This is a genomic window from Paracoccus mutanolyticus (genome assembly GCF_003285265.1).
GTDB classification, from domain to species: domain Bacteria; phylum Pseudomonadota; class Alphaproteobacteria; order Rhodobacterales; family Rhodobacteraceae; genus Paracoccus; species Paracoccus yeei.
The window spans coordinates 716,296-734,171 of the sequence record NZ_CP030239.1 but is presented as its reverse complement, the minus strand read 5'-3'; the positions used below and the strand labels follow the sequence as shown (position 1 = coordinate 734,171).

At 68.9% G+C, this 17,876-nt stretch carries 15 protein-coding genes, 1 tRNA gene and 7 pseudogenes; 3 read left to right on the top strand and 20 right to left on the bottom strand.

Features of this window, described 5'->3' with window-relative positions; all coding sequences use genetic code 11:
* Positions 1 to 9: 9 nt before the first annotated feature.
* Together DPM13_RS04090 and DPM13_RS04085 are read right to left on the bottom strand one after the other, a co-directional pair.
* Positions 10 to 1,952: pseudogene (locus DPM13_RS04090) on the bottom strand (heavy metal translocating P-type ATPase).
* A 124-nt stretch (positions 1,953 to 2,076) separates the two neighbouring features.
* Positions 2,077 to 2,961, bottom strand: a complete 885-nt coding sequence (locus tag DPM13_RS04085; protein ID WP_112887505.1) for a LysR family transcriptional regulator — start codon at positions 2,959 to 2,961, stop codon at positions 2,077 to 2,079.
* A 93-nt stretch (positions 2,962 to 3,054) separates the two neighbouring features.
* On the opposite strand from DPM13_RS04085, the gene DPM13_RS04080 reads away from it, so the two are divergent.
* The gene (locus tag DPM13_RS04080) at positions 3,055 to 4,044 is read left to right on the top strand and encodes an aldo/keto reductase (RefSeq protein WP_112888689.1); all 990 of its coding nucleotides are present in this window, start codon (positions 3,055 to 3,057) and stop codon (positions 4,042 to 4,044) included.
* Positions 4,045 to 4,095: 51 nt separating this feature from the next.
* Here the strand turns inward: DPM13_RS04080 and DPM13_RS24790 are convergent, their stop codons facing one another.
* The 16 genes and pseudogenes from DPM13_RS24790 to DPM13_RS04025 all read right to left on the bottom strand — a co-directional run bounded on the left by DPM13_RS24790 (position 4,096) and on the right by DPM13_RS04025 (position 14,490).
* A complete protein-coding gene (locus tag DPM13_RS24790) occupies positions 4,096 to 4,275 on the bottom strand; it encodes an SDR family oxidoreductase (RefSeq protein WP_262983247.1) in 180 nt (59 codons plus the stop codon).
* Between the two features lie 127 nt (positions 4,276 to 4,402).
* Positions 4,403 to 4,735, bottom strand: a pseudogene (locus DPM13_RS24785) (SDR family NAD(P)-dependent oxidoreductase); the annotation flags it as partial.
* A gap of 74 nt (positions 4,736 to 4,809) precedes the next feature.
* A pseudogene (locus DPM13_RS04070) lies at positions 4,810 to 5,545 on the bottom strand (SDR family NAD(P)-dependent oxidoreductase).
* A gap of 143 nt (positions 5,546 to 5,688) precedes the next feature.
* Positions 5,689 to 6,240, bottom strand: a complete 552-nt coding sequence (locus DPM13_RS04065; protein WP_112887504.1) for a TetR/AcrR family transcriptional regulator — start codon at positions 6,238 to 6,240, stop codon at positions 5,689 to 5,691.
* Between the two features lie 182 nt (positions 6,241 to 6,422).
* Positions 6,423 to 7,580 (bottom strand): YncE family protein, encoded by a 1,158-nt coding sequence (locus tag DPM13_RS04060; RefSeq protein WP_112887503.1) that lies wholly within the window; start codon positions 7,578 to 7,580, stop codon positions 6,423 to 6,425.
* Positions 7,581 to 8,047: 467 nt separating this feature from the next.
* Positions 8,048 to 9,259, bottom strand: a complete 1,212-nt coding sequence (locus tag DPM13_RS04050) for a TonB-dependent siderophore receptor (protein WP_223252329.1) — start codon at positions 9,257 to 9,259, stop codon at positions 8,048 to 8,050.
* 70 nt (positions 9,260 to 9,329) lie between these two features.
* Positions 9,330 to 9,722, bottom strand: coding sequence for a TonB-dependent receptor plug domain-containing protein (locus DPM13_RS22145; protein ID WP_223252328.1), 393 nt, complete (start codon positions 9,720 to 9,722; stop codon positions 9,330 to 9,332).
* Between the two features lie 303 nt (positions 9,723 to 10,025).
* Positions 10,026 to 10,186 (bottom strand): annotated as a pseudogene (locus DPM13_RS22140) (IS5-like element ISNeu3 family transposase); the annotation flags it as partial.
* An 86-nt stretch (positions 10,187 to 10,272) separates the two neighbouring features.
* Positions 10,273 to 11,286, bottom strand: a complete 1,014-nt coding sequence (locus DPM13_RS22135) for a YceI family protein (protein WP_397245628.1) — start codon at positions 11,284 to 11,286, stop codon at positions 10,273 to 10,275.
* 26 nt (positions 11,287 to 11,312) lie between these two features.
* Positions 11,313 to 11,501 (bottom strand): annotated as a pseudogene (locus DPM13_RS26585) (cytochrome b); the annotation flags it as partial.
* Positions 11,498 to 12,076: a thymidine kinase gene (locus tag DPM13_RS04040; RefSeq protein ID WP_112887502.1), complete on the bottom strand. Its 579-nt coding sequence runs from the start codon at positions 12,074 to 12,076 to the stop codon at positions 11,498 to 11,500. The pseudogene DPM13_RS26585 and the gene DPM13_RS04040, both read right to left, overlap by 4 nt.
* A 69-nt stretch (positions 12,077 to 12,145) precedes the next feature.
* The gene (locus DPM13_RS26580; RefSeq protein ID WP_397245625.1) at positions 12,146 to 12,310 is read right to left on the bottom strand and encodes a hypothetical protein; all 165 of its coding nucleotides are present in this window, start codon (positions 12,308 to 12,310) and stop codon (positions 12,146 to 12,148) included.
* Positions 12,307 to 12,819 carry a helicase-related protein gene (locus DPM13_RS26575; RefSeq protein WP_397246266.1) on the bottom strand — a complete coding sequence of 171 codons (513 nt, stop codon included), beginning with the start codon at positions 12,817 to 12,819 and terminating at the stop codon, positions 12,307 to 12,309. The genes DPM13_RS26580 and DPM13_RS26575 overlap by 4 nt, the downstream gene beginning before the upstream one ends.
* Before the next feature lie 54 nt (positions 12,820 to 12,873).
* Positions 12,874 to 13,341, bottom strand: a pseudogene (locus DPM13_RS26570) (DEAD/DEAH box helicase); the annotation flags it as partial.
* Between the two features lie 468 nt (positions 13,342 to 13,809).
* Positions 13,810 to 14,259 carry a D-aminoacyl-tRNA deacylase gene (gene dtd / locus DPM13_RS04030; RefSeq protein ID WP_112887501.1) on the bottom strand — a complete coding sequence of 150 codons (450 nt, stop codon included), beginning with the start codon at positions 14,257 to 14,259 and terminating at the stop codon, positions 13,810 to 13,812.
* Positions 14,260 to 14,262: 3 nt separating this feature from the next.
* Positions 14,263 to 14,490, bottom strand: a complete 228-nt coding sequence (locus DPM13_RS04025; RefSeq protein ID WP_028719823.1) for a hypothetical protein — start codon at positions 14,488 to 14,490, stop codon at positions 14,263 to 14,265.
* Between the two features lie 87 nt (positions 14,491 to 14,577).
* Here DPM13_RS04025 and DPM13_RS04020 point away from each other — a divergent pair, with 87 nt between their 5' ends.
* Positions 14,578 to 14,829 (top strand): DUF2312 domain-containing protein, encoded by a 252-nt coding sequence (locus DPM13_RS04020; RefSeq protein ID WP_028719824.1) that lies wholly within the window; start codon positions 14,578 to 14,580, stop codon positions 14,827 to 14,829.
* A gap of 37 nt (positions 14,830 to 14,866) precedes the next feature.
* Here the strand turns inward: DPM13_RS04020 and DPM13_RS04015 are convergent, their stop codons facing one another.
* The gene (locus DPM13_RS04015; protein ID WP_028719825.1) at positions 14,867 to 15,742 is read right to left on the bottom strand and encodes a hypothetical protein; all 876 of its coding nucleotides are present in this window, start codon (positions 15,740 to 15,742) and stop codon (positions 14,867 to 14,869) included.
* 370 nt (positions 15,743 to 16,112) lie between these two features.
* A pseudogene (gene tig / locus DPM13_RS04010) lies at positions 16,113 to 17,442 on the bottom strand (trigger factor).
* Between the two features lie 322 nt (positions 17,443 to 17,764).
* Between tig and DPM13_RS04005 the strand changes: the two are divergent.
* A tRNA-Ala gene (locus DPM13_RS04005) sits at positions 17,765 to 17,840 on the top strand.
* Positions 17,841 to 17,876: the final 36 nt, after the last annotated feature.

Genomic DNA, 17,876 nt, shown 5'->3' with positions numbered 1-17,876 from the left:
AGCTGCAACTCAGGCACGGGCGGGCTTCGGCTGCGCCGCCCCGGATCGCCGCGCCGCCTGCCTTTGGCCCCGGTCGCTGCGGATCGGATCGGCCAGCAGGCGCAGCCCGTTCAGCACCACCAGCACCGTGCCCCCTTCGTGCCCGATCACGGCCAGCGGCAGGGGCAGGGAAAGGAACAGGCTGGAGGCGACCAGCAGCGCCATCATGCCCATGGCGAAGATCAGGTTCTGCCGGATCACCCGCCGCGTCCGGCGCGCCAGCCGGTGCGCCGCCGCCAGCCGGCCCATGTCGTCCGACAGCAGCGCCACATCCGCCGCCTGCAGCGCGACCTCGCTGCCCGCCGCGCCCATGGCGATGCCGACATCGGCCCGCGCCAGGGCGGCGGCGTCGTTCACCCCGTCGCCCACAAAGGCCACCTTGCCGCGCCCGGCCAGTTCGCCCACCAGCCGGACCTTGTCCTGGGGCAGCAGGTCGGCCATCACCTCGTCGGGCGCAAAGCCCAGTTCGGCCCCGATGCGAAGCCCGACGGCGCGCCGGTCGCCGGTCATGATCCGATCGTGCCGACGCCCTCGCCGCGCAGCGCCGCCAGCCCCGCGGCCGAGCTTTCGCGCGGGCGGTCGGCCACGGTGACGGCGCCCAGCAGGCGGTCGCCCCGGCCAAGCCATGTGACCGTCTGCGCCGTGTCGCGCAGCGCGGCGAATTCCGGCCCGTCGACCTGGGCCCCCATCCGGGCCGCCAGCCTGCGGTTTCCGGCCCAGACCGTGCCGCCCGCATCCGTGCCGGTGATCCCTTCGCTGGGGATCGCCTGCACGTCATGGACGGGCGCGGGGGTGATGCCGCGTTCGGCCGCGTGGCGGCGGATCGCCTCGGCGATGGGATGTTCGGACTGCGCCTCGATCCCGGACAGCAGCGCCAGGAACGCCGCCTCGTCCCCAAGGGCGATCAGCCCCGTCACCTCGGCCTTGCCGGTGGTCAGGGTGCCGGTCTTGTCGAAGGCGAAGCTGTGGACCTCGGCCAGCGTCTCCAGCGCGGCGCCGCCCTTGAACAGCACGCCGCCCCGCGCTGCCGCCGCCAGCGCCGACAGGATCGCGGCGGGGACCGAGATCACAATGGCGCAGGGGCTGGCCGCGACCAGCAGCGTGGCCGCGCGGTAAAGCGCGTCGTCCCACGACCAGCCCAGGGCCAGAAGGACGCAAAGCGCCAGGCCCGATCCCGCCAGCACCGCGACGGTATAGCGCTGCCCGAACCATTCGCTGAAGCGTTCCGAAGGCGCGCGGGCGGCCTGCGCCTCGGTCACCAGCGCGATCATCCGCGCCACCGTGCTGTCGGCCACGGCCTGCGTGACCTGTACCCGAAGCACGGCGTTCAGGTTCACCGTCGCCTCGAACACCTTGGCGCCGGGGGCCTTGTGGACGGGCATGGATTCGCCGGTGATCGTCGCCTCGTCCAGCGCGCCGTCGCCGTCCAGGATCACCCCGTCCACCGGCACGCGGGCGCCGGGGCGCAGCACCACCACATCGCCGGGCACCAGGTCGGCCACCGGCACCTCGCTGACCCTGCCGTCCGGCGCCTGCCGCAGCGCCGTATCGGGGCGCAGCGCCATCAACGCCTCGACCGCGCGGCGGGCGCGGCCCATGGCGCGATGTTCCAGCGTGGTCGAGATGCTGAACAGCGTCAGCAGCACCGCGCCTTCCAGCGGCGCGCCGACGCCCGCCGCCGCCAGGGCCGCGACCACCATCAGCAGGTCGATGTCCAGCACCCGGTCCCGCCACAGCACCGACAGCGCCCGCAGCCCCGTCGGCACCCCGCCCGCCAGATAGACCAGCAAAAGCCCCGCAGGCCCCCAGAGGCCGGGAACGACAAAGGCGCCGAAAGCGGCAAGCCCCATGCCGAATACGGTGGCAAGGGTCAACGCCATCATCAGGCGGTCAGAAGAAAGATCGAAGGTCATGTCCTGTCCTGGCTGTGCCGCAGGGTGCGGCAGTGGCTGGGTCGAAATTCAGAAACATCCTGACGCTTTCCTGACGGATTCCACAATCCAAAGCGCAAGCACGCGGGGGCAGGCTGCGGCGGCGTCAGCACCGGAAGAAGTCGATGAACGCCCGCAGGGCGGGCCGCATCTGACGGCGCGAGGGATAATAGATGTAGAAGCCCTCGAAGGGTGGGCACCAGTCGTCCAGCACGGCCGTGAGCCGGCCGTCGCGCAGGTCGCCGGCCACCACGTCCTTGAACAGGAAGGCCAGCCCCAGGCCCTGCAGCGCCGCGCGGCGGATCAGGTCCTGCTGCGGCAGGATCAGGTTGCCGGTGACGCTCACGCTCAGCGCGCGGCCGTCCTTTTCCAGTTCCCACCGATAGAGGCGGCCGCTGGCGAAGCGCCGGCGGATGCAGTTGTGGTCCTTGAGGTCGCGCGGATGCCGGGGCTTCGGATGGCGGGCGAAATAGTCGGGCGCGCCGACGATGACGCCCCGGCGGGGGCCGCTGGCACGGACGGCGATCATGTCGGTCTCAAGGCTTTCGCCCAGGCGAAGGCCCGCGTCGCAGCCGCTTTCGACGATATCCTCGAAACGGTCCGAGGTGCGGATGTCCAGTTCGATCAGCGGATATCGGGCGACGAACTCGGGGATGCGGCGCATCACCACCTCGTCGGCGGCCAGGTGCGGCATGGTGATGCGCAGGGGCCCCGAGGGGACCTCGGGCCGGGCGGCGGTCTCGGCCAGGGCGGCCCCGATCTCGTCCAGCGCGCCGCCCACCCGTTCCAGCAGACGGGCGCCTTCGTCGGTCGGACGGGTGGACCGCGTGGTGCGGGCCAGCAGGCGCACGCCCAGATCCGCCTCGAGCAGGGCCACGGCCTGGCTGACGGCCGAGGGCGCGATGCCCAGGCGATCCGCCGCGCCGCGAAAGCTGCCAAGCTCGGCCACGGTGCGAAGGACGACCAGACGGGACAGATGCGCGCGCTCCATTGTTCTGTTCGATAGAACGGGCCGCGCAGGATTGCACGGATTATCCGCAAGCCTGCCCGCCGCTAGGATGCCTGCATGAACAAGGAGACGATCATGCGACACCGGACACTCGGCCCCCTCGACGTATCGGCAATCGGGCTTGGCTGCATGGGCTTCAGCCAGGCCTATGGCGCGCAGGACGAGGCCGCCTCGGTCCGCACCCTGCACCGGGCGCTGGACCTGGGCATCACCTTCTTCGACACCGCCGAAGTCTATGGCCCGCATCGCAACGAGGCGCTGCTGGGCCGCGCGCTGAAGGGCCGCAAGGCCGTCGTCGCGACCAAGTTCGGCTTCACCTACCGGCAGGACCGCCACGATTTCGGCGAGGTGACGGGTACCGACGGCAGCCCCGCCAATGCCCGCCGGGTGGCCGAAGCCTCGTTGAAGCGGCTGGGGCGCGAGGTCATCGACCTTTACTACCTGCACCGCGCCGATCCCGCCGTGCCGATCGAGGACAGCGTGGGCGCGATGGCCGATCTGGTGGCCGAGGGCAAGGTCGGCGCCATCGGCCTGTCCGAGGTTTCCGCAGACGGCCTGCGCCGGGCCCATGCGGTGCATCCCATCGCGGCGCTGCAAAGCGAATATTCGCTCTGGACGCGCGAGGTCGAGGCGAACGGCGTGCTGCGGACCTGCGCCGAACTCGGCATCGGCTTCGTGCCCTTCAGCCCGCTGGGGCGCGGCTTTCTGACCGGCACCATCGCCTCATCGGCGGCGCTGGAGCCCGGCGACTTCCGCCATCAGGTGCCGCGCTTCCACCCCGAACATGCCGAGGCGAACCGCAGGCTGGTCGCGGTGATCCAGCAGGTGGTGCAGGCGCGCGGCGCCACGGCGGCGCAGGTCGCGCTGGCCTGGGTGATGGCGCAGGGCGACCATATCGTCCCGATCCCGGGCGCCAAGCGCATCCCGCACCTGGAACAGAACGCGGCTGCAGTCGATCTTGTGCTGGAGGCCGCCGAACTTGAACTGCTGTCGCGGACCTTCGCCGCCCAGGCGGTGTCGGGCAGCCGCTATTCCCCCACGTTTGAGGCGATGACCCAGAAATGAGGCCGTGAGGAGGCATGGCGGCTCGCGACCGCCGCCCGCCGTCCTGACGGTTTACGGCAGGCTCAGCTTGGCCATGCGGCCGCCGTCGACGGTATAGACCTGCCCGGTGACGAAGCCTGCCTCGTCGGCGGCCAGGAAGGCGACCAGGGCCGCGACCTCCTCGGGCCGTCCGGTGCGCGCGACGGGGTGGATGCGGCCGATGTTCTGGCGAAAGGCCACCGGATCCGGCATGCCTTCGATGAAGGCGACATTCAGGTCGGTGTCGACCAGCCCGGCGCGACCGCGTTGCAGCGGATGCCCTGGGGCCGTGGTCGACGGCGACGGCGCGGGTCAGCCCGTGCAGCCCGGCCTTGGAGGCGCAATAGGCGGCGTGGCCGGGATTGGAGCCGAGCCCCTCGATCGAGCCGATGTTGACGATGCTGCCCCGCGTCCGCGCCGATGAAGGCGTTCGAGACGATGAAGACGCTTTTCAGGTTGACCGCCAGCACACGGTCCAGTCCTCGACAACTGCTTGACCGACATTCCGCATCATCCCGGCGTTGTTGACCAGCACGTCCAGCCGCCCGGCGCGCTGCGCCACCTCGGCCACGACCCGGGCGGGGCTTGCGGGATCGGCGAAATCGGCGGGGATCGCCTCGAATTCGCCGTCACCGCCGCGCTGGGCGGTGAAGACCCTTGCGCCCTCGTCCCGAAGCCGCCGGGCGACGGCCCGCCCGATGCCCGAGCGGCCGCCCGTGACCAGGGCCACCTTGTCCGAAAAGCGCATCATGACACGGGCTTCCCGCCATTGACCTCGACCAGCGCGCCGCACATGTAGCGCGCGGCGTCCGAGGCCAGGAACAGCACCACGTCGGCGATGTCCTCGGGCATCGGCGATGCGGCCGATGGGCACGGTCCGGCCCAGTTCGGCCACCGCCGTGTCGGGGTCGAAGCCGCGGCGGGCAAAGCCCGTGCGCAGCATGGGGGTGTTGACCTCGTTCGGGCAGACGGCGTTCACCCGGATGCCCTGATGGGCGTGGTCCATGCCCATGCATTGCGTCAGCGATGCGATGGCGGCCTTGGTCATGCAATAGAGCGCATGGTTCGGCCCCGGCGCCTTGCCGCCCCAGCAGGACGAGACGTTGACGATGGCACCGCCGCCCGCTTCCGCCATCAGCGGGATGGCGGCGCGGCAGATGCGGAACGGCGCCTCGACATTGACGCCCAGGGACAGGGTCCAGTCGGCGTCGGTGCTGTCGGTGACGGGGCCGCGCGTGATGACCCCGGCGTTGTTGACGACGATGTCGAGCCCGCCCAAGGCGTCGCGCGCCGCCCGCGCCAGCCTGTCGGCATAGGCGGGGTCCAGAAGGTCGCCGGGCAGATGCGCCTCGGCCGCGATGCCGCCGGTATCGCGGTCGGCTGCGGCCACCCGCGCCCCTTCGGCGCCAAGCAGCCTGACGATGGCCGCGCCGATCCCGCCGGCCGCGCCCGTTACCAGCGCGGCCTTGCCTTCAAATCTCATGCTTGTCCCTCCCTGGGATCAGAAGCTGGCGACAGGGTCGCCGAACATGTCCTTGCCGGGCACCACGCCCAGGCCGGAATCATCGGGCAGGTCATGGGCGTAGGCGTGGATTTCACGGATCTTCATTCAGCTCTCCGAACAGGTCAGCAGATGCCCTCTGCCGAAAGCGCCGCGCGTGCCGCCCGCATCGCCGCCTCGGTCGCCCTGTCGCGCCCCTGAAGCCGTGCCGCCTGCGTCATGCCTTCGTGCAAAAGGAAAAGCGTCTCGGCCAGGTGCCGGGTGTCGCGACCGGGTGCGACACGTTCCAGGCGCAGGCGGAATTCGTCGGCCAGCCGGGCCTTGTGGTCCAGGACCGTGTCCGCGATGGGCCGGCTGTCGGGGTATTCCGCAAGCGCGTTCAGGAACAGGCAGCCGGTGTTGGCGACCTCGGCCAGCCAGTCGCCCAGGCGCACCAGCAGGTGCAGGACGTGGTCCACCCCGTCCTCGGGCCCGCCGGCCAGCCAGTCGAAATAGGTGCGGTCGCGGTGTTCGAGGGCACCGACGATCATCGCCTCGCGGCTGGGGAAGTGCTTGTAGAGCGTCCGCAACGAGACGTCGGCCTCCGCCCGCAGGGCTTCGACGCCCTGTTCGGCAAAGCCCTGCTCGGAAAAGCTGCGCTCAAGATCACTGGCGATTCGGGTTTTCGTGTCGGTCATGGGGCCAGTGTAGAGCGATCATTCTACTTCGCAAGAAGAAAGTACAGTGATCGCTCTACTCCCCGCGCCGGATGGTGGTGAGGGCCGCTGCGGGGGCGAGGCCTGAGCGCCTGCCCGCAGAGCGGGCAAACCGTGGTTTCGGCAAGGGGCGGCCGCCCCCGCGGCACCTGTCCGCCGCGGTCCTAGCGGATCGCGGCGTTCAGTGCGGCCAGGTCGATGCGCAGGACGCTGTCGGCGGCGCCTTCGCGATAAGCGGGATGCTCCTTCTCCATCGGCGCCTTCACCGTGACGAACAGCGTCTTGCCTTCGTCGCCCACGGACAGGCTGTTCGGATGGACGGGCAGGGGAATGCTGACCTGGGGCGCATAGTCGCTGCCGTCCAGCACCACAAGGCCGCCGCTGCCCTCGGGATGCTCGCGGTCGACGCCGCGATAGGTGACGAAGATCTGGTCCGACTGCGGGACATAGGTCACGTCCAGCACGCCCAGGCCGATGGGCACGGTCTTGACCGCCTTGCCGCTGGCGATGTCGAAGACGTAAAGCTGCCCGCTGTTGGCATCGGCGGCGAACAGCCGTTCGCCCTTGGCGTCCAGCGCCAGGTTGATGAAGAAATGCTTCGAGGCGTCCTGGCCCGGCTCGGTGGATGTCGTCGGTCGAAGCGTGCCGACCCGCGCGCCGCTCCGGCCGTCGATGTTCAGGATCCGTTCATGCCGCCTGCCGCTGACATGACGCGTGCCCGAGGCCGGGTCATGCGCCAGTCCCGCCGCCCAAAGCCCGGCATCGTCGATCCGGGTAACGGTATTGCCCGCTGCGGTGTCGACGATCCACAGCGTCCCCGCTTCCGAGGGGCTCGAGACGAAGACGCGGCCGCTTTCCCTGTCGATCTCGATCATGCGGGTGTGTTCGAAGCCGTCGCCTTCGGGCTTGCCCAGCTGGATGACCTCCAGCAGCACGCCGCTTCTGGCGTCCAGCACGCTCAGCGAGCCGTCCAGTGTATTGCCGACGATCAGCCGGCCGCGCTTGTGGTCCATGGCCAGCGCAAAGGCGCGGCGCGGCAGCTCGATCCGCCGGATCGGGCGCAGGTCGGCGGCGTCCAGCAGGTCCACATAGCCTGGCGTGCGCGCATCGAAGCTGGGGGTCGAGGCGACGAACAGCGCCCCCAGGTCCGGCGCCTCGGCCGTTTCGTAGACGCCGCGGATCATGTCCTGCCGGATCGCGGCCGAGGCCAGCGCCGCGGGCGGCAGCACCTTGGCGCCGGAGTGGTCCTGCGCCAGCGCGGGCAGCGCCAGCAGGCCCAGGGCGGCCATCGTGCCCGCGACGCGGGAAAGTCTGCGTTTCATGGTCGTGTTCCTTTCTGCCTCAGAACCGTGTGCGCACGGCCAGTTCGGCGGTGCGGCCCTCGCCATAGACGACCGTGTCGTAGAACCCGGTCGTGGCGTAATAGGACTTGTCGAAGAGGTTGTTGACCGTCAGCGACGCGGTCCGCGCGTGATCCGAAGCGAGCCGTTCAGGTCAAAGACCGCAAAGCTGCCCTGGTGGACGTTCGGCTGCTCGACATCCGAGGTGAAGTCCATGCTGTCGGTCCCGCTTTGCCACCGCAGCGCGCCGCCGACGGTCAGCCTGTCGTCGAGGACGCCCGCAACCCGATAATCGGTCGCCGCTTCAGACTGTGCTTGGGCCGAGAAATCGCAGGAACGTGTTGCCGTCCTTTATGGTAGTCAACTGATCGAGACGCGCAAGGACTTCACCTGGACGTTGTATGGCCAGCCACTGAGTGAGGCCGCGCGTCTTGGTGCCGTCGACGCTCTCATAGACGCTGCGGGCTCCTCGTCGATGTAATCGACGATTTCGCCACGTCCTTCTGGTCGGTCTGGAAGATCGCCGCCGAGGCCAGCAGCGCCCCGTCCAGAAGGTCCGCCTTGACGCCCAGTTCATAGTTCCAGCCATAGGTCGGCGGCAGGTACTGCCGGTCGATGTCCTGCGCCAACTGGGGCTTGTAGATGCTGGTGACGCTGCCATAGGCGGTATAGGTCGGATTCAGGTCATAGGTGAAGCCGACATAGGGCGTCACCTCGCCCGAGAACTTGTAGGACGCCGTCGTTCGCGTGCCGTCGCCGGACATGCCGTCCCACCAGTTCACCCGCGCGCCGGCCAGCACATGCAGCGCGTCGGTCACGGCAAGGCGCGTGGTGGCGTAAAGCCCATATTGCGTGATCCGGCTTTCGTCGACATAGGTCGGCGCTTCGGACAGGACCGGCGCCGGAAACTTGCCGTTCAGGCGATAGCGGTTGGCCGGGAAGGTCTCGCCCGCGCCATAGCCGTAATATTTTCCCCTGCCCTTGGAGTACATCGCGCCCATGACGAACTGGTGGTCGCGGCCAAAGGCCTGGAAATCGCCGTTGACGATGGCGTTCAGGTTGTCCTGCCGGTAGCCGCCGTCATAGCGCGTGCCGTATCCGCTCATGCCCTCGCCTGTCTCGCGGTCGGGCGTGCCGTGGATCCAGGCCAGCGTCGCATCCATGTCGTTCCGGACATGGGTATAGACCAGCCGTCCGGTCCAGCCGTTCTGGAAAACGTGCTCGAGCGATGCGAAGAATTCGGTTCGCTCAGTGTCGACATAGGTCCAGTCGGTGCCGGTGCTGGCGCCCTTTTCCCAGTCGATCAGCCCGCCGTCGGCGTAGAAGGGCTGCAACCCGCCCCAGGTGACGCCATCGGCCTTCGTCTTCTGATAGGTCAGCCCGGTGCTGAGGATCGTGCTGTCGGTCAGGTCGGCTTCGAGCGCGCCGAACAGGACGTATTTCTTCTTGTGATAGCGGTCCAGCGTACCGTCGCGGCTGTCCGCGACGCCGATCAGCCGGCCCCGGATGGTCCCCGCCTGGTTCAGTGGGCCCGAGACATCGGCCTCGACGCGCCCGCCCCTGGGATAGGCCAGCGATACCGCGGCCTCGTTGCGCAGACTGTCGGTGGGGCGTTTCCTGATGAAGTTGATCGAGGCGCCCGGCTCGCCCGCGCCCTGCATCAGGCCGAGGGACCACGCACGATCTCGACATGGTCAACCGCGCCATGTCGGGGTTGTTGTCGCCGAATTGCTAGGTCCCGTCGCGCGGGATCGGCACGCCGTCGTATTGATAGGCGTCGATCGGAAAGCCGCGCGCGTAGTAGTTGATCCGGTCGCTTTCGAAGGCCTGGACGGTGATGCCCGTGGCCGCCTCCATCGTCTCGGAGATGGTGGTGATGTTGCGGTCCTTCATCTGCTGATCGGTGATCACGCTGGTAGACTGCGGCGTTTCCTTCTGGCTGAGGACGAGGCCGGTGGCCGAACGCATCCATTCCGTGGTCCAGCTGCCGCTGTCCTGGGTCGTGGTCGCTGGCGCGGCGGTAATGACGACCTCGTCCAGCGTGACGGGCGCGTCCTGCGCCAAAAGCGCGACCGGCAGCAGGAACGGCAGAACGCCCGCGACCAGCGATGTGGTGGCGGCCATCCGACGGCGCATGGGGTGACTGGTCATTCTGTAACGATTGCCTCCGTTCGTTGATACGGCTGGCATTCGCTGGCATGGGGTTCCTATCTGCCCGTCGGCCGGATCTGGCAAGATGCCAGGTGGTCGGCTGGGCCGACGATGTGACATGGATATCACGGAACCAGGGCCTGTTGGACCGGCCTGCCGTTCCCCGGCCGGAGGCCGCACACCGTCAGGGCGCCCCTGCCGTCTCCGGACTGCCGAACAAGGCGATCAGCCCCTTCGCCAGCACGGCATTGCCGATCTGCCCCTAGATGTCGCCGGAGCTTGCGTGATGTCGCCGATCTGACCGGCGGTGATGATGAAATGCAGTGGCCTGCCAAGCGCATCGGCCAGCATGTGGATCCCGGAGGTCAATCCACCTCGGGAACGCCCCAGCGCCTGATCCTTGGCGCCTCTTTCCCGGATGCCGCGTTCTGTCGTGCGCCCGGGATCGCCAGCCTTGGTGATCAAGCGCGGTCGCCCATGAAGCAGTCTTCAAGCGATGTGGAAAGCCTGAATGTTGTTCGGTCTAGGGCTGGCGGCTGGCAGTCAGATCGAACCGGATCGCCACGCCGAAGCCCACGTTGCTTTCGTCCGCGTAGCCAGCACCGACGCCGAAATCGCGGCGGTCCACGGTCAGCGTGCCCCGCGCAGTGGCCCGGTCGCCGTCGAGCGTCAGCTCGAAGGGCAGGGTCGTCTCGACCGGCTTGCCGGCGATGGTCAGCGTGCCCTGGGCGACATGCGGACCGCCCTGGGTCTGCGGCGGCAGGATCCGGGCGTCGAAGCGGGCCTGCGGATGGGCGGGAGCGTTCAGGAAGTCCGGCCCCTTGGCGGAATCGCTGACCGCACCCAGGCTGAGCGAGGCGACGTCGATCAGCACCTCGACATGGCCCGAGCCCGTCGCCGGGTCATAGTCGATGTCGGCGGTCCAGCCGCCGAACGTGCCCTGCACGGGATTGCCGCCCTGGGTGACCTCGATGCCCAGGGTGCCCTGCGCGACGGTCCAGGCGGTGCCTTGCGCGGCCGTCGTCGCCGTCGTGGGCGCGTCGGGCTGGGTCGTTGCGGCGGGGGCCGTTTCCTCGGGCGCCTCGGCCGATAGCAGCGCGGTCGCGGCCCAAAGCCCCAGCGCCAGCAGCGCCGCAAGGACATGGACCAGCGGCCGGCGCGGCGCCTGGGGCGGCTGCGGCGCGCTTTCGGGATCCCCGGCCATGCGGGCGAGGGTGCCGTCGCGGTCGATCAGCGCGTGCTTCAGCGCGCCCGCGACATGCAGCGCGACCAGCCCCGCAAGCACCCACCAGCCGGTTTCGTGGAAGGCGGCGAAGCGGTCCGACAGGGCCGCGTCCTGGGGCACCAGCGGCAGGCGCTGTCCCAGCGGCCACAGGATGCGGGAAAACCCGCCGGGTGCGGCCGAATGCAGCAGCCAGCCCGACAGCGGCATGATGACCAGCCCAGATACAGCGCCCAGTGCACCGTCTCGGCCAGGAAGGTCTCGGCCCGGCGATTGGGGTACAGCGGACGGGGACGGGGTTGGCTCAGCGTCCACAGGATGCGGCCCAGGGCAAGGATCAGCACCGCGACGCCCACCGTCTTGTGGACCGAGAAGGTCGCGAAGATCGCCTGCATCTGGTCCTGCGTGCCCTGCGGCAGGCCGCCCGCGTAAAGCCCCAGCGCGATGGCCGCCAGGATCAGGACCGCGACGGTCCAGTGGAAGAAGCGGGCGACCCAGCCATAGGCGCGGGCTGTGTTGCTGGCGTTCATCGGATTTCTCCCATCGCTTCGCGCCAATGGCGGCGGCAGAGCGAGACATAGGTTTCATTGCCGCCGACCTGGACCTGCGCGCCGTCGCGCAGCGCCCGGCCCTGTTCGTCCCGGCGGATGACCATGGTGGCGCGGCGGCCGCAATGGCAGACGGTGCGCACCTCGCGCAGCTCGTCCGCCCAGGCCAGCAGCGCCGCCGAGCCGGGAAACGGCTGGCCCCGGAAATCGACGCGCAGGCCATAGCACATCACCGGCAGGTCAAGGTCGTCGACGACGCGGGCGAGTTGCCAGACCTGTGCCTGGCTGAGGAACTGGGCCTCGTCCAGAAGGACGCAGGCGCAGCCCGCGCCCCGGTCGCGGACCAGGGCGAACAGATCGGTGTCGGGGGCAAAGGTCATGGCGGGTTCGGCGATGCCGATGCGGCTGGCGATCAGGCCCGGTCCGGCGCGGTCGTCCAGCGCAGCCGTCAGCAGCAGCGTGCGCATGCCGCGTTCGCGATAATTGTGCGAGGCCTGCAAAAGCATCGTGCTTTTGCCCGCGTTCATCGTGGAATAATGAAAATAAAGCATGGCCATGCACGCCACATAGCCGCGCTGGGGGCAGGGGGGCAAGCCGCCGCGCGGGGGCGGCGGCTCACGCTGTCGTCAGCCCGCTGGGCGGCCTTGGGCGCGCGCGCGGGCGGCGGGCCGGAGGCTTGCGCGCGGGCTGCTGGCCCTCGGGCGCGCCGCGGCCGACGGGGCGGCCGGTTCGCGCATCCGGGCCGCCTCGAAGGGCACCTCGCCGCCGACCACGGGGATCGCGGCCTTCATCGCCTTTTCGATGGCGCGCAATTCGCCGATCTCGGCCGGGGCGCAGAGGCGATGGCGCGGCCGTCGCGGCCGGCGCGCGCCGTGCGGCCGATGCGGTGGACATAGTTCTCGGCCACGTTCGGCAGGTCGTAGTTGTAGACATGCGCGACCTCGGGGATGTCGATGCCCCGCGCGGCCACGTCAGTCGCGACCAGCACCTTGGTGTCGCCCGCGCGGAAGCCCGCAAGCGCGCGCTCGCGCTGGCCCTGCGACTTGTTGCCGTGGATCGCGGCGACCTTGAAGCCCCACTTCTCAAGCAGCTTCGACAGCTTTTCCGAGCCGTGCTTGGTGCGGCCGAAGACGATCGCCAGTTCGTCGCGATGCTTGCCGAGGTATTCCGCCAGCAGCGTCGCCTTGTCGCCCTGGTTCACGAAATGCACGCCCTGTTCGATCTTGGCGGCGGCCTGGCCGGGCGGGTTCACCGCGACCTTCAGGGGGTCGGTCAGGTAGCTGTCGGCCAGCTCTTCCATCAGCTTCGGCATGGTGGCCGAGAACAGCAGCGTCTGGCGTTCGCGCGGCAGCATCTTGGCGATGCGGCGCAGCGCGTGGATGAAGCCGATGTCCAGCATCTGGTCGGCCTCGTCCAGCACCAGGTATTTGGTCTGCGACAGGTCCACGGCGCCGCGCTCGATCAGGTCGATCAGCCGGCCAGGCGTCGCGATCAGCACGTCCACGCCGCGCTCCATCCGCATGGTCTGCACGTTGATCGAGGCCCCGCCGACCACGCGGAACTGCCGGATGGCGGTGCCGGCGGCATAGGCGTCGATGTTGGCGGCGATCTGGGTCGCCAGTTCGCGGGTCGGCGCCAGGATCAGCGCGCGGCAGGTCCGCGGCTCGGGCTTGCGGCCGATGTTCAGCAGGCGCGTCAGCATCGGCAGACCGAAGGCCGCCGTCTTGCCGGTGCCGGTCTGCGCAAGGCCCAGCAGGTCGCGGCCCTCGACGATGCCGGGGATGGCCTTTTCCTGGATCGGCGAGGGGGCGTCGATGCCCATCGGCGGCAGGTTCACCGCCACGCGGGCGTCGATGCCCATGCGGGTGAAGGGGGTGTCGATGTCCGGGATGGCCCGGCGGATGAACTTTTCCTCGGGCTCGTCGCGGTGGCGGCGATGGTTGACCGGGGGCTTGGCGTCGCGGAAGGCGGGCTTGCCGCCCTGGCCACGCGGGCGGGCGTCGGCGCCACGGGGTTGCGGTTTGCCCGAGCGGGCCGGGCGAGCGGTTTCTTGCGTCATGTCATCTTTCGGCCCGGGCACCAGCCGTATCGGCGCGCCAGGCGAGGGGCCACGCGCCATGGCGCGGCGGGTTACGAGGGGGCGGGCCATTACGGAACCCGCCTGCCTCCCCGCGTGAATGGGAAACGGAAGATCGAGCCGAACCTGGACGCAAGGTGCGTCGGCTGCTCACGCGGCAGCGGTTGGCTACCCGGCGGATATGAGGCAGCGTGACGCGAAAGTCAACCCGCCTCAGGCCCGGTCGGTCGAATCCATCCAGATCGTCACCGGCCCGTCGTTGACCAGGGCGACCTGCATGTCCGCGCCAAAACGGCCGGTTTCGACGGTCAGGCCCAGGTCGCGCAGCGCATCCGCAAAGCGCAGGTACAGCGTCTCGCCCCGGGCCGGGCCTTCGGCGGTGGAAAAGCCGGGGCGGTTGCCGGTGCGGGTGTCGGCGGCCAGGGTGAACTGGCTGACCACCAGCGCCGCGCCGCCGATGTCCTGGACCGAGCGGTTCATCTTGCCGGCCTCGTCGCGGAAGATGCGCAGCTTGGCCACGCGGGCGGCAAGCTTCTCGGGCGCGTCGTCGGGATCGCCCTGCATGGCGCAGACCAGCACCATCAGGCCCGGACCGATGGCCCCCACGGTTTCGCCCGCGATGGTGACGCGCGCCTCGGTCACGCGCTGGATCAGGGCGCGCATCCTTTAGCGCCCCAGCATGATGCCAAGGACGACGAACATCAGGCCAAAGACCGATGCCCCCAGCGCCGCCATGTTGACCGCCACGACCCGGCGCATGACCGCGCGCATCCGGTCTTCGGGCAGGGCCCGCGCCTTGGCGCGCGCCGCCATCACGATGCACCAGACCAGCGCCGCCAGCCCCGCCAGCGTCAGCGCCGTTCCGCCCCAGATCAGCCCGTCCCAGATCGTCATGCGCGCCTCCATCCGTCGCGGACCGCCTAGCGGCGATGCACCCGCCCGCAAGACCGCCTACACCCCGCCGCAAAGAAGGAGCGGACGATGCAGGACGACAACGCTTATGGCATTGCGGCGGGCGAGCTGCGCCAGTTCATCGAGCAGTTCGAGCAGCTCGAGGCCGAAAAGAAGGACGTGGCCGAGCGCCAGAAGGAGCTGATGGCCGAGGCCAAGGCGCGCGGCTATGACACCAAGGTCATGCGCAAGGTGATCGCGCTGCGCAAGCGCGACAAGGACGACATCGCCGAGGAGGAAGCGATCCTCGAGATGTACAAGGCCGCGCTGGGCATGGTCTGAGGAAACGGGGGCCGCGGCCCCCTTTTTCATGGCCCGTTCAGGGCGCGATGAATTCGATCCCCGGCAGCGCGGCGATCTGGGCCACGTCCTCGTCGTAAAGATCGCTCAGGCGGTCGACCAGGTCCTGGGTCCAGCCGGGCAGCGACACCTCGATCTCCATCTGCTCGGGCAGGGCGTGGCGGGCCAGCGCGGCCGAAAAGATGGCGCGGCGGCTGTCGACCGTCAGCCGTTCCTGCTTGGCCATCTCGTCATGGATCATCTGGATGCCTTCGGGGCGCAGGATGTCGCCCAGGATCTGCAGCCCCGCCTTCAGCGGCACGTCGCTGGGCATGGTGGCGATGCGGCGCACGACCTCGGGCCAGATCAGCGAAGTGTCCTCGTGGCACCACAGCACCAGGCGCAGGCCCGGGATTGCGGCCTGGATGCGGCGGATCGCCGGGGCCCACCGCAGCCGCTCGGGGTCGATGCCGGCCATCACGTCCTCGTACCGGCCGCTGCCGTCCTGGGCAAAGACAAAGGGCAGCAGCGTCGCGGGGTTCTTCATCGCCAGGAAGAACTCGACCTCGGCCGAGGGGAAAAGATTGGCCAGCGCCGCCATCTTCTCGCCCGCCGCCGCGTAAAGCCCTTCGGCGGAAATCGCCCGCTCGGCCTTGCCGAGGAAGGTGGGCGTGCTGAAGATCACGCGTTCGGGCTGGTCGGTGTCCAGGATCGCGTCCAGCATCACCTGTTCCATGTCGGGCGTGGCGGGGCCGCCGCGCAGCGCGGTCAGCGCATCGTTGAAGATCTCGCGGTGCTTGTTCGGCGGCAGCGCCTCGATGCGGTTCTTCAGCAGCCAGTCGCGGTTCTGCATCAGGGTCTTGACCATGCGGGACAGATCCGTGCCGTGGACACCGCAATGAAAAACGACCTGCATGAAATGCGCACCTCTGATTGCTTCTGAGCGCGCACACTAGCCTTCATTGCCGGTCAGGAAAACCACCCGCGGCCATATCCTGCGACGAAGGCGCGGCGGGGGAACGGAGACAGCCGGGCGGGTCCCACCACGAACCCGCCCGGCAGCGCCGGACATGAACCAGAACAATCGCTTACCACCACAACAAGCAATCGCTTGCCGACAGGGAAGTTATGCCCGAGCCCGCCCGCAGGGGGTAGCTGGCTATTTCGTCAATTCCCGCTGTGGGCGAACTGTCCCTTTGGGCAGGTCGCGGGGCGCGCGAGCGCCCGAAAACGAAGAACGCTCCCCCGGATGGGGGAGCGTTCGGGTCGGTCCGAAGCTTGGGCGATCAGACGTCGTCCAGCGCCTCGATGGCCTTTTCCAGCTCGTCCTTGGTCACGGTCTTGTCCGTGACCTTGGCGCCTTCGACGATGTGGTCGACGACCTTGTCCTCGAAGATCGGGGCGCGCAGCTGCTGCTGGGCCTGCGGGTTCTGCTGGATGAACTCGAAGAACGCGCGTTCCTGGCCCGGATACTGGCGGGCCTGGCGCAGCACGGCCTGGGTCATTTCCTGGTCGGACACGGTGATCTCGGCCTTCTGGCCGATCTCGGCCAGCAGAAGGCCAAGACGGACGCGGCGCTCGGCCAGCTTCTGTGTTCGCCGTGGGCTCGATCTCGCCAGCGTTCTGGCCGTGACCTACGGATGCTCTTCGTGGTAAAGCGGTGGGCATCTGCGCCGCCTCGGCCTCGACCAGCGATTCGGGCAGGTCGAACTTGACCAGCGCATCCAGCTTGTCCAGCAGGGCGCGCTTCAGCACCTGGCGCGACGCGCCCTTGTATTCGGCTTCCAGCCGCTCGCGGATCTGGGCCTTCAGCGCGTCGAGGCTCTCGGCGCCGAACTTCTTGGCCAGCTCGTCGTCAAGCTCGGCGGCCTTCGGTTCCTTGACGGCCTTGACGGTGGTCTCGAAGACCGCGTCCTTGCCGGCCAGGTGCGGCGCGCCGTATTCCTCGGGGAACTTGACCTCGACCTTGATCTCGTCGCCGGCCTTGGCGCCGACCAGCTGCTCCTCGAAGCCGGGGATGAAGCTGCCCGAGCCCAGCACCAGGGGGTAATCCTCGGCCGCGCCGCCCTCGAAGGCCTCGCCGTCGACCATGCCCTTGAAGTCGATCACGACCTGATCGCCGTCCTTGGCCTTGGAGCCCTTCTTGCGGTCCTCGAAGGACTGGGCGTTCTTGGCAAGGTTCTCAAGGGCTTCGTTGACCTGCTCGTCGCTCGCCTCGACCACCAGCCGCTCAAGCTCGATGCCCGACAGGTCGGCTTCGGGGATGGCCGGCAGGGCCTCGTAGGTCACGTCCACGACCAGGTCGTCGCCTTCCTTCCAGGATTCGCCGCCGACCATTTCGACCTTCGGCTGCAGCGCCGGACGGTCGCCCGAGGTCTCCAGGTGGTTGCGCAGCGCGCTGTCGATCGCTTCCTGCATGGCATCGCCCATGACGCGGGGGCCGAACTGCTTTTTCAGCATCGCCATCGGCACCTTGCCCTTGCGGAAGCCCTTCATCTCGACTTCGGGCTGGGCCTCTTTCAGCTTCGCCTCGACCTGCGCCGCAAGATCGGCGGCGGGCAGGGTGAATTGATAGCCGCGCTTCAGCCCTTCGTTCTGGGTTTCCTTGACCTGCATTTGGGTTCCTTCATCCAACCTTGCTGCGGTTGAGGGGGCGTTCCCCCGGCCGGGCGCCGTGCCCGGCCCCCGCCGTTTCAGCGCGCTAGCTATGGGATTTCGGCGCCCATAGCAAGGAGGAAGGCCGGTTCCGCGCCCGCCCGCAAGGCCGTCCTGCGGGGTTTTTCCCGCCGCCCGTGGCGGCGCCCGACCCGCCGCGGGGGGCGCATCCCGGCCGGCGCATTTTCTTTCCGGCGGCGCATTTTTTTCGCTTGCGCCCGTTTCGCGGCCCCCCTATACGACGCCCCACGCAGACGGCGGCAACGTCATCTGGACCTCCGGTGGGGCCATAGCTCAGTTGGTAGAGCGCTTGAATGGCATTCAAGAGGTCAGGGGTTCGACTCCCCTTGGCTCCACCAGTTCAGTCTGAAAAGATGAGTTTTTCCAGAAGCATA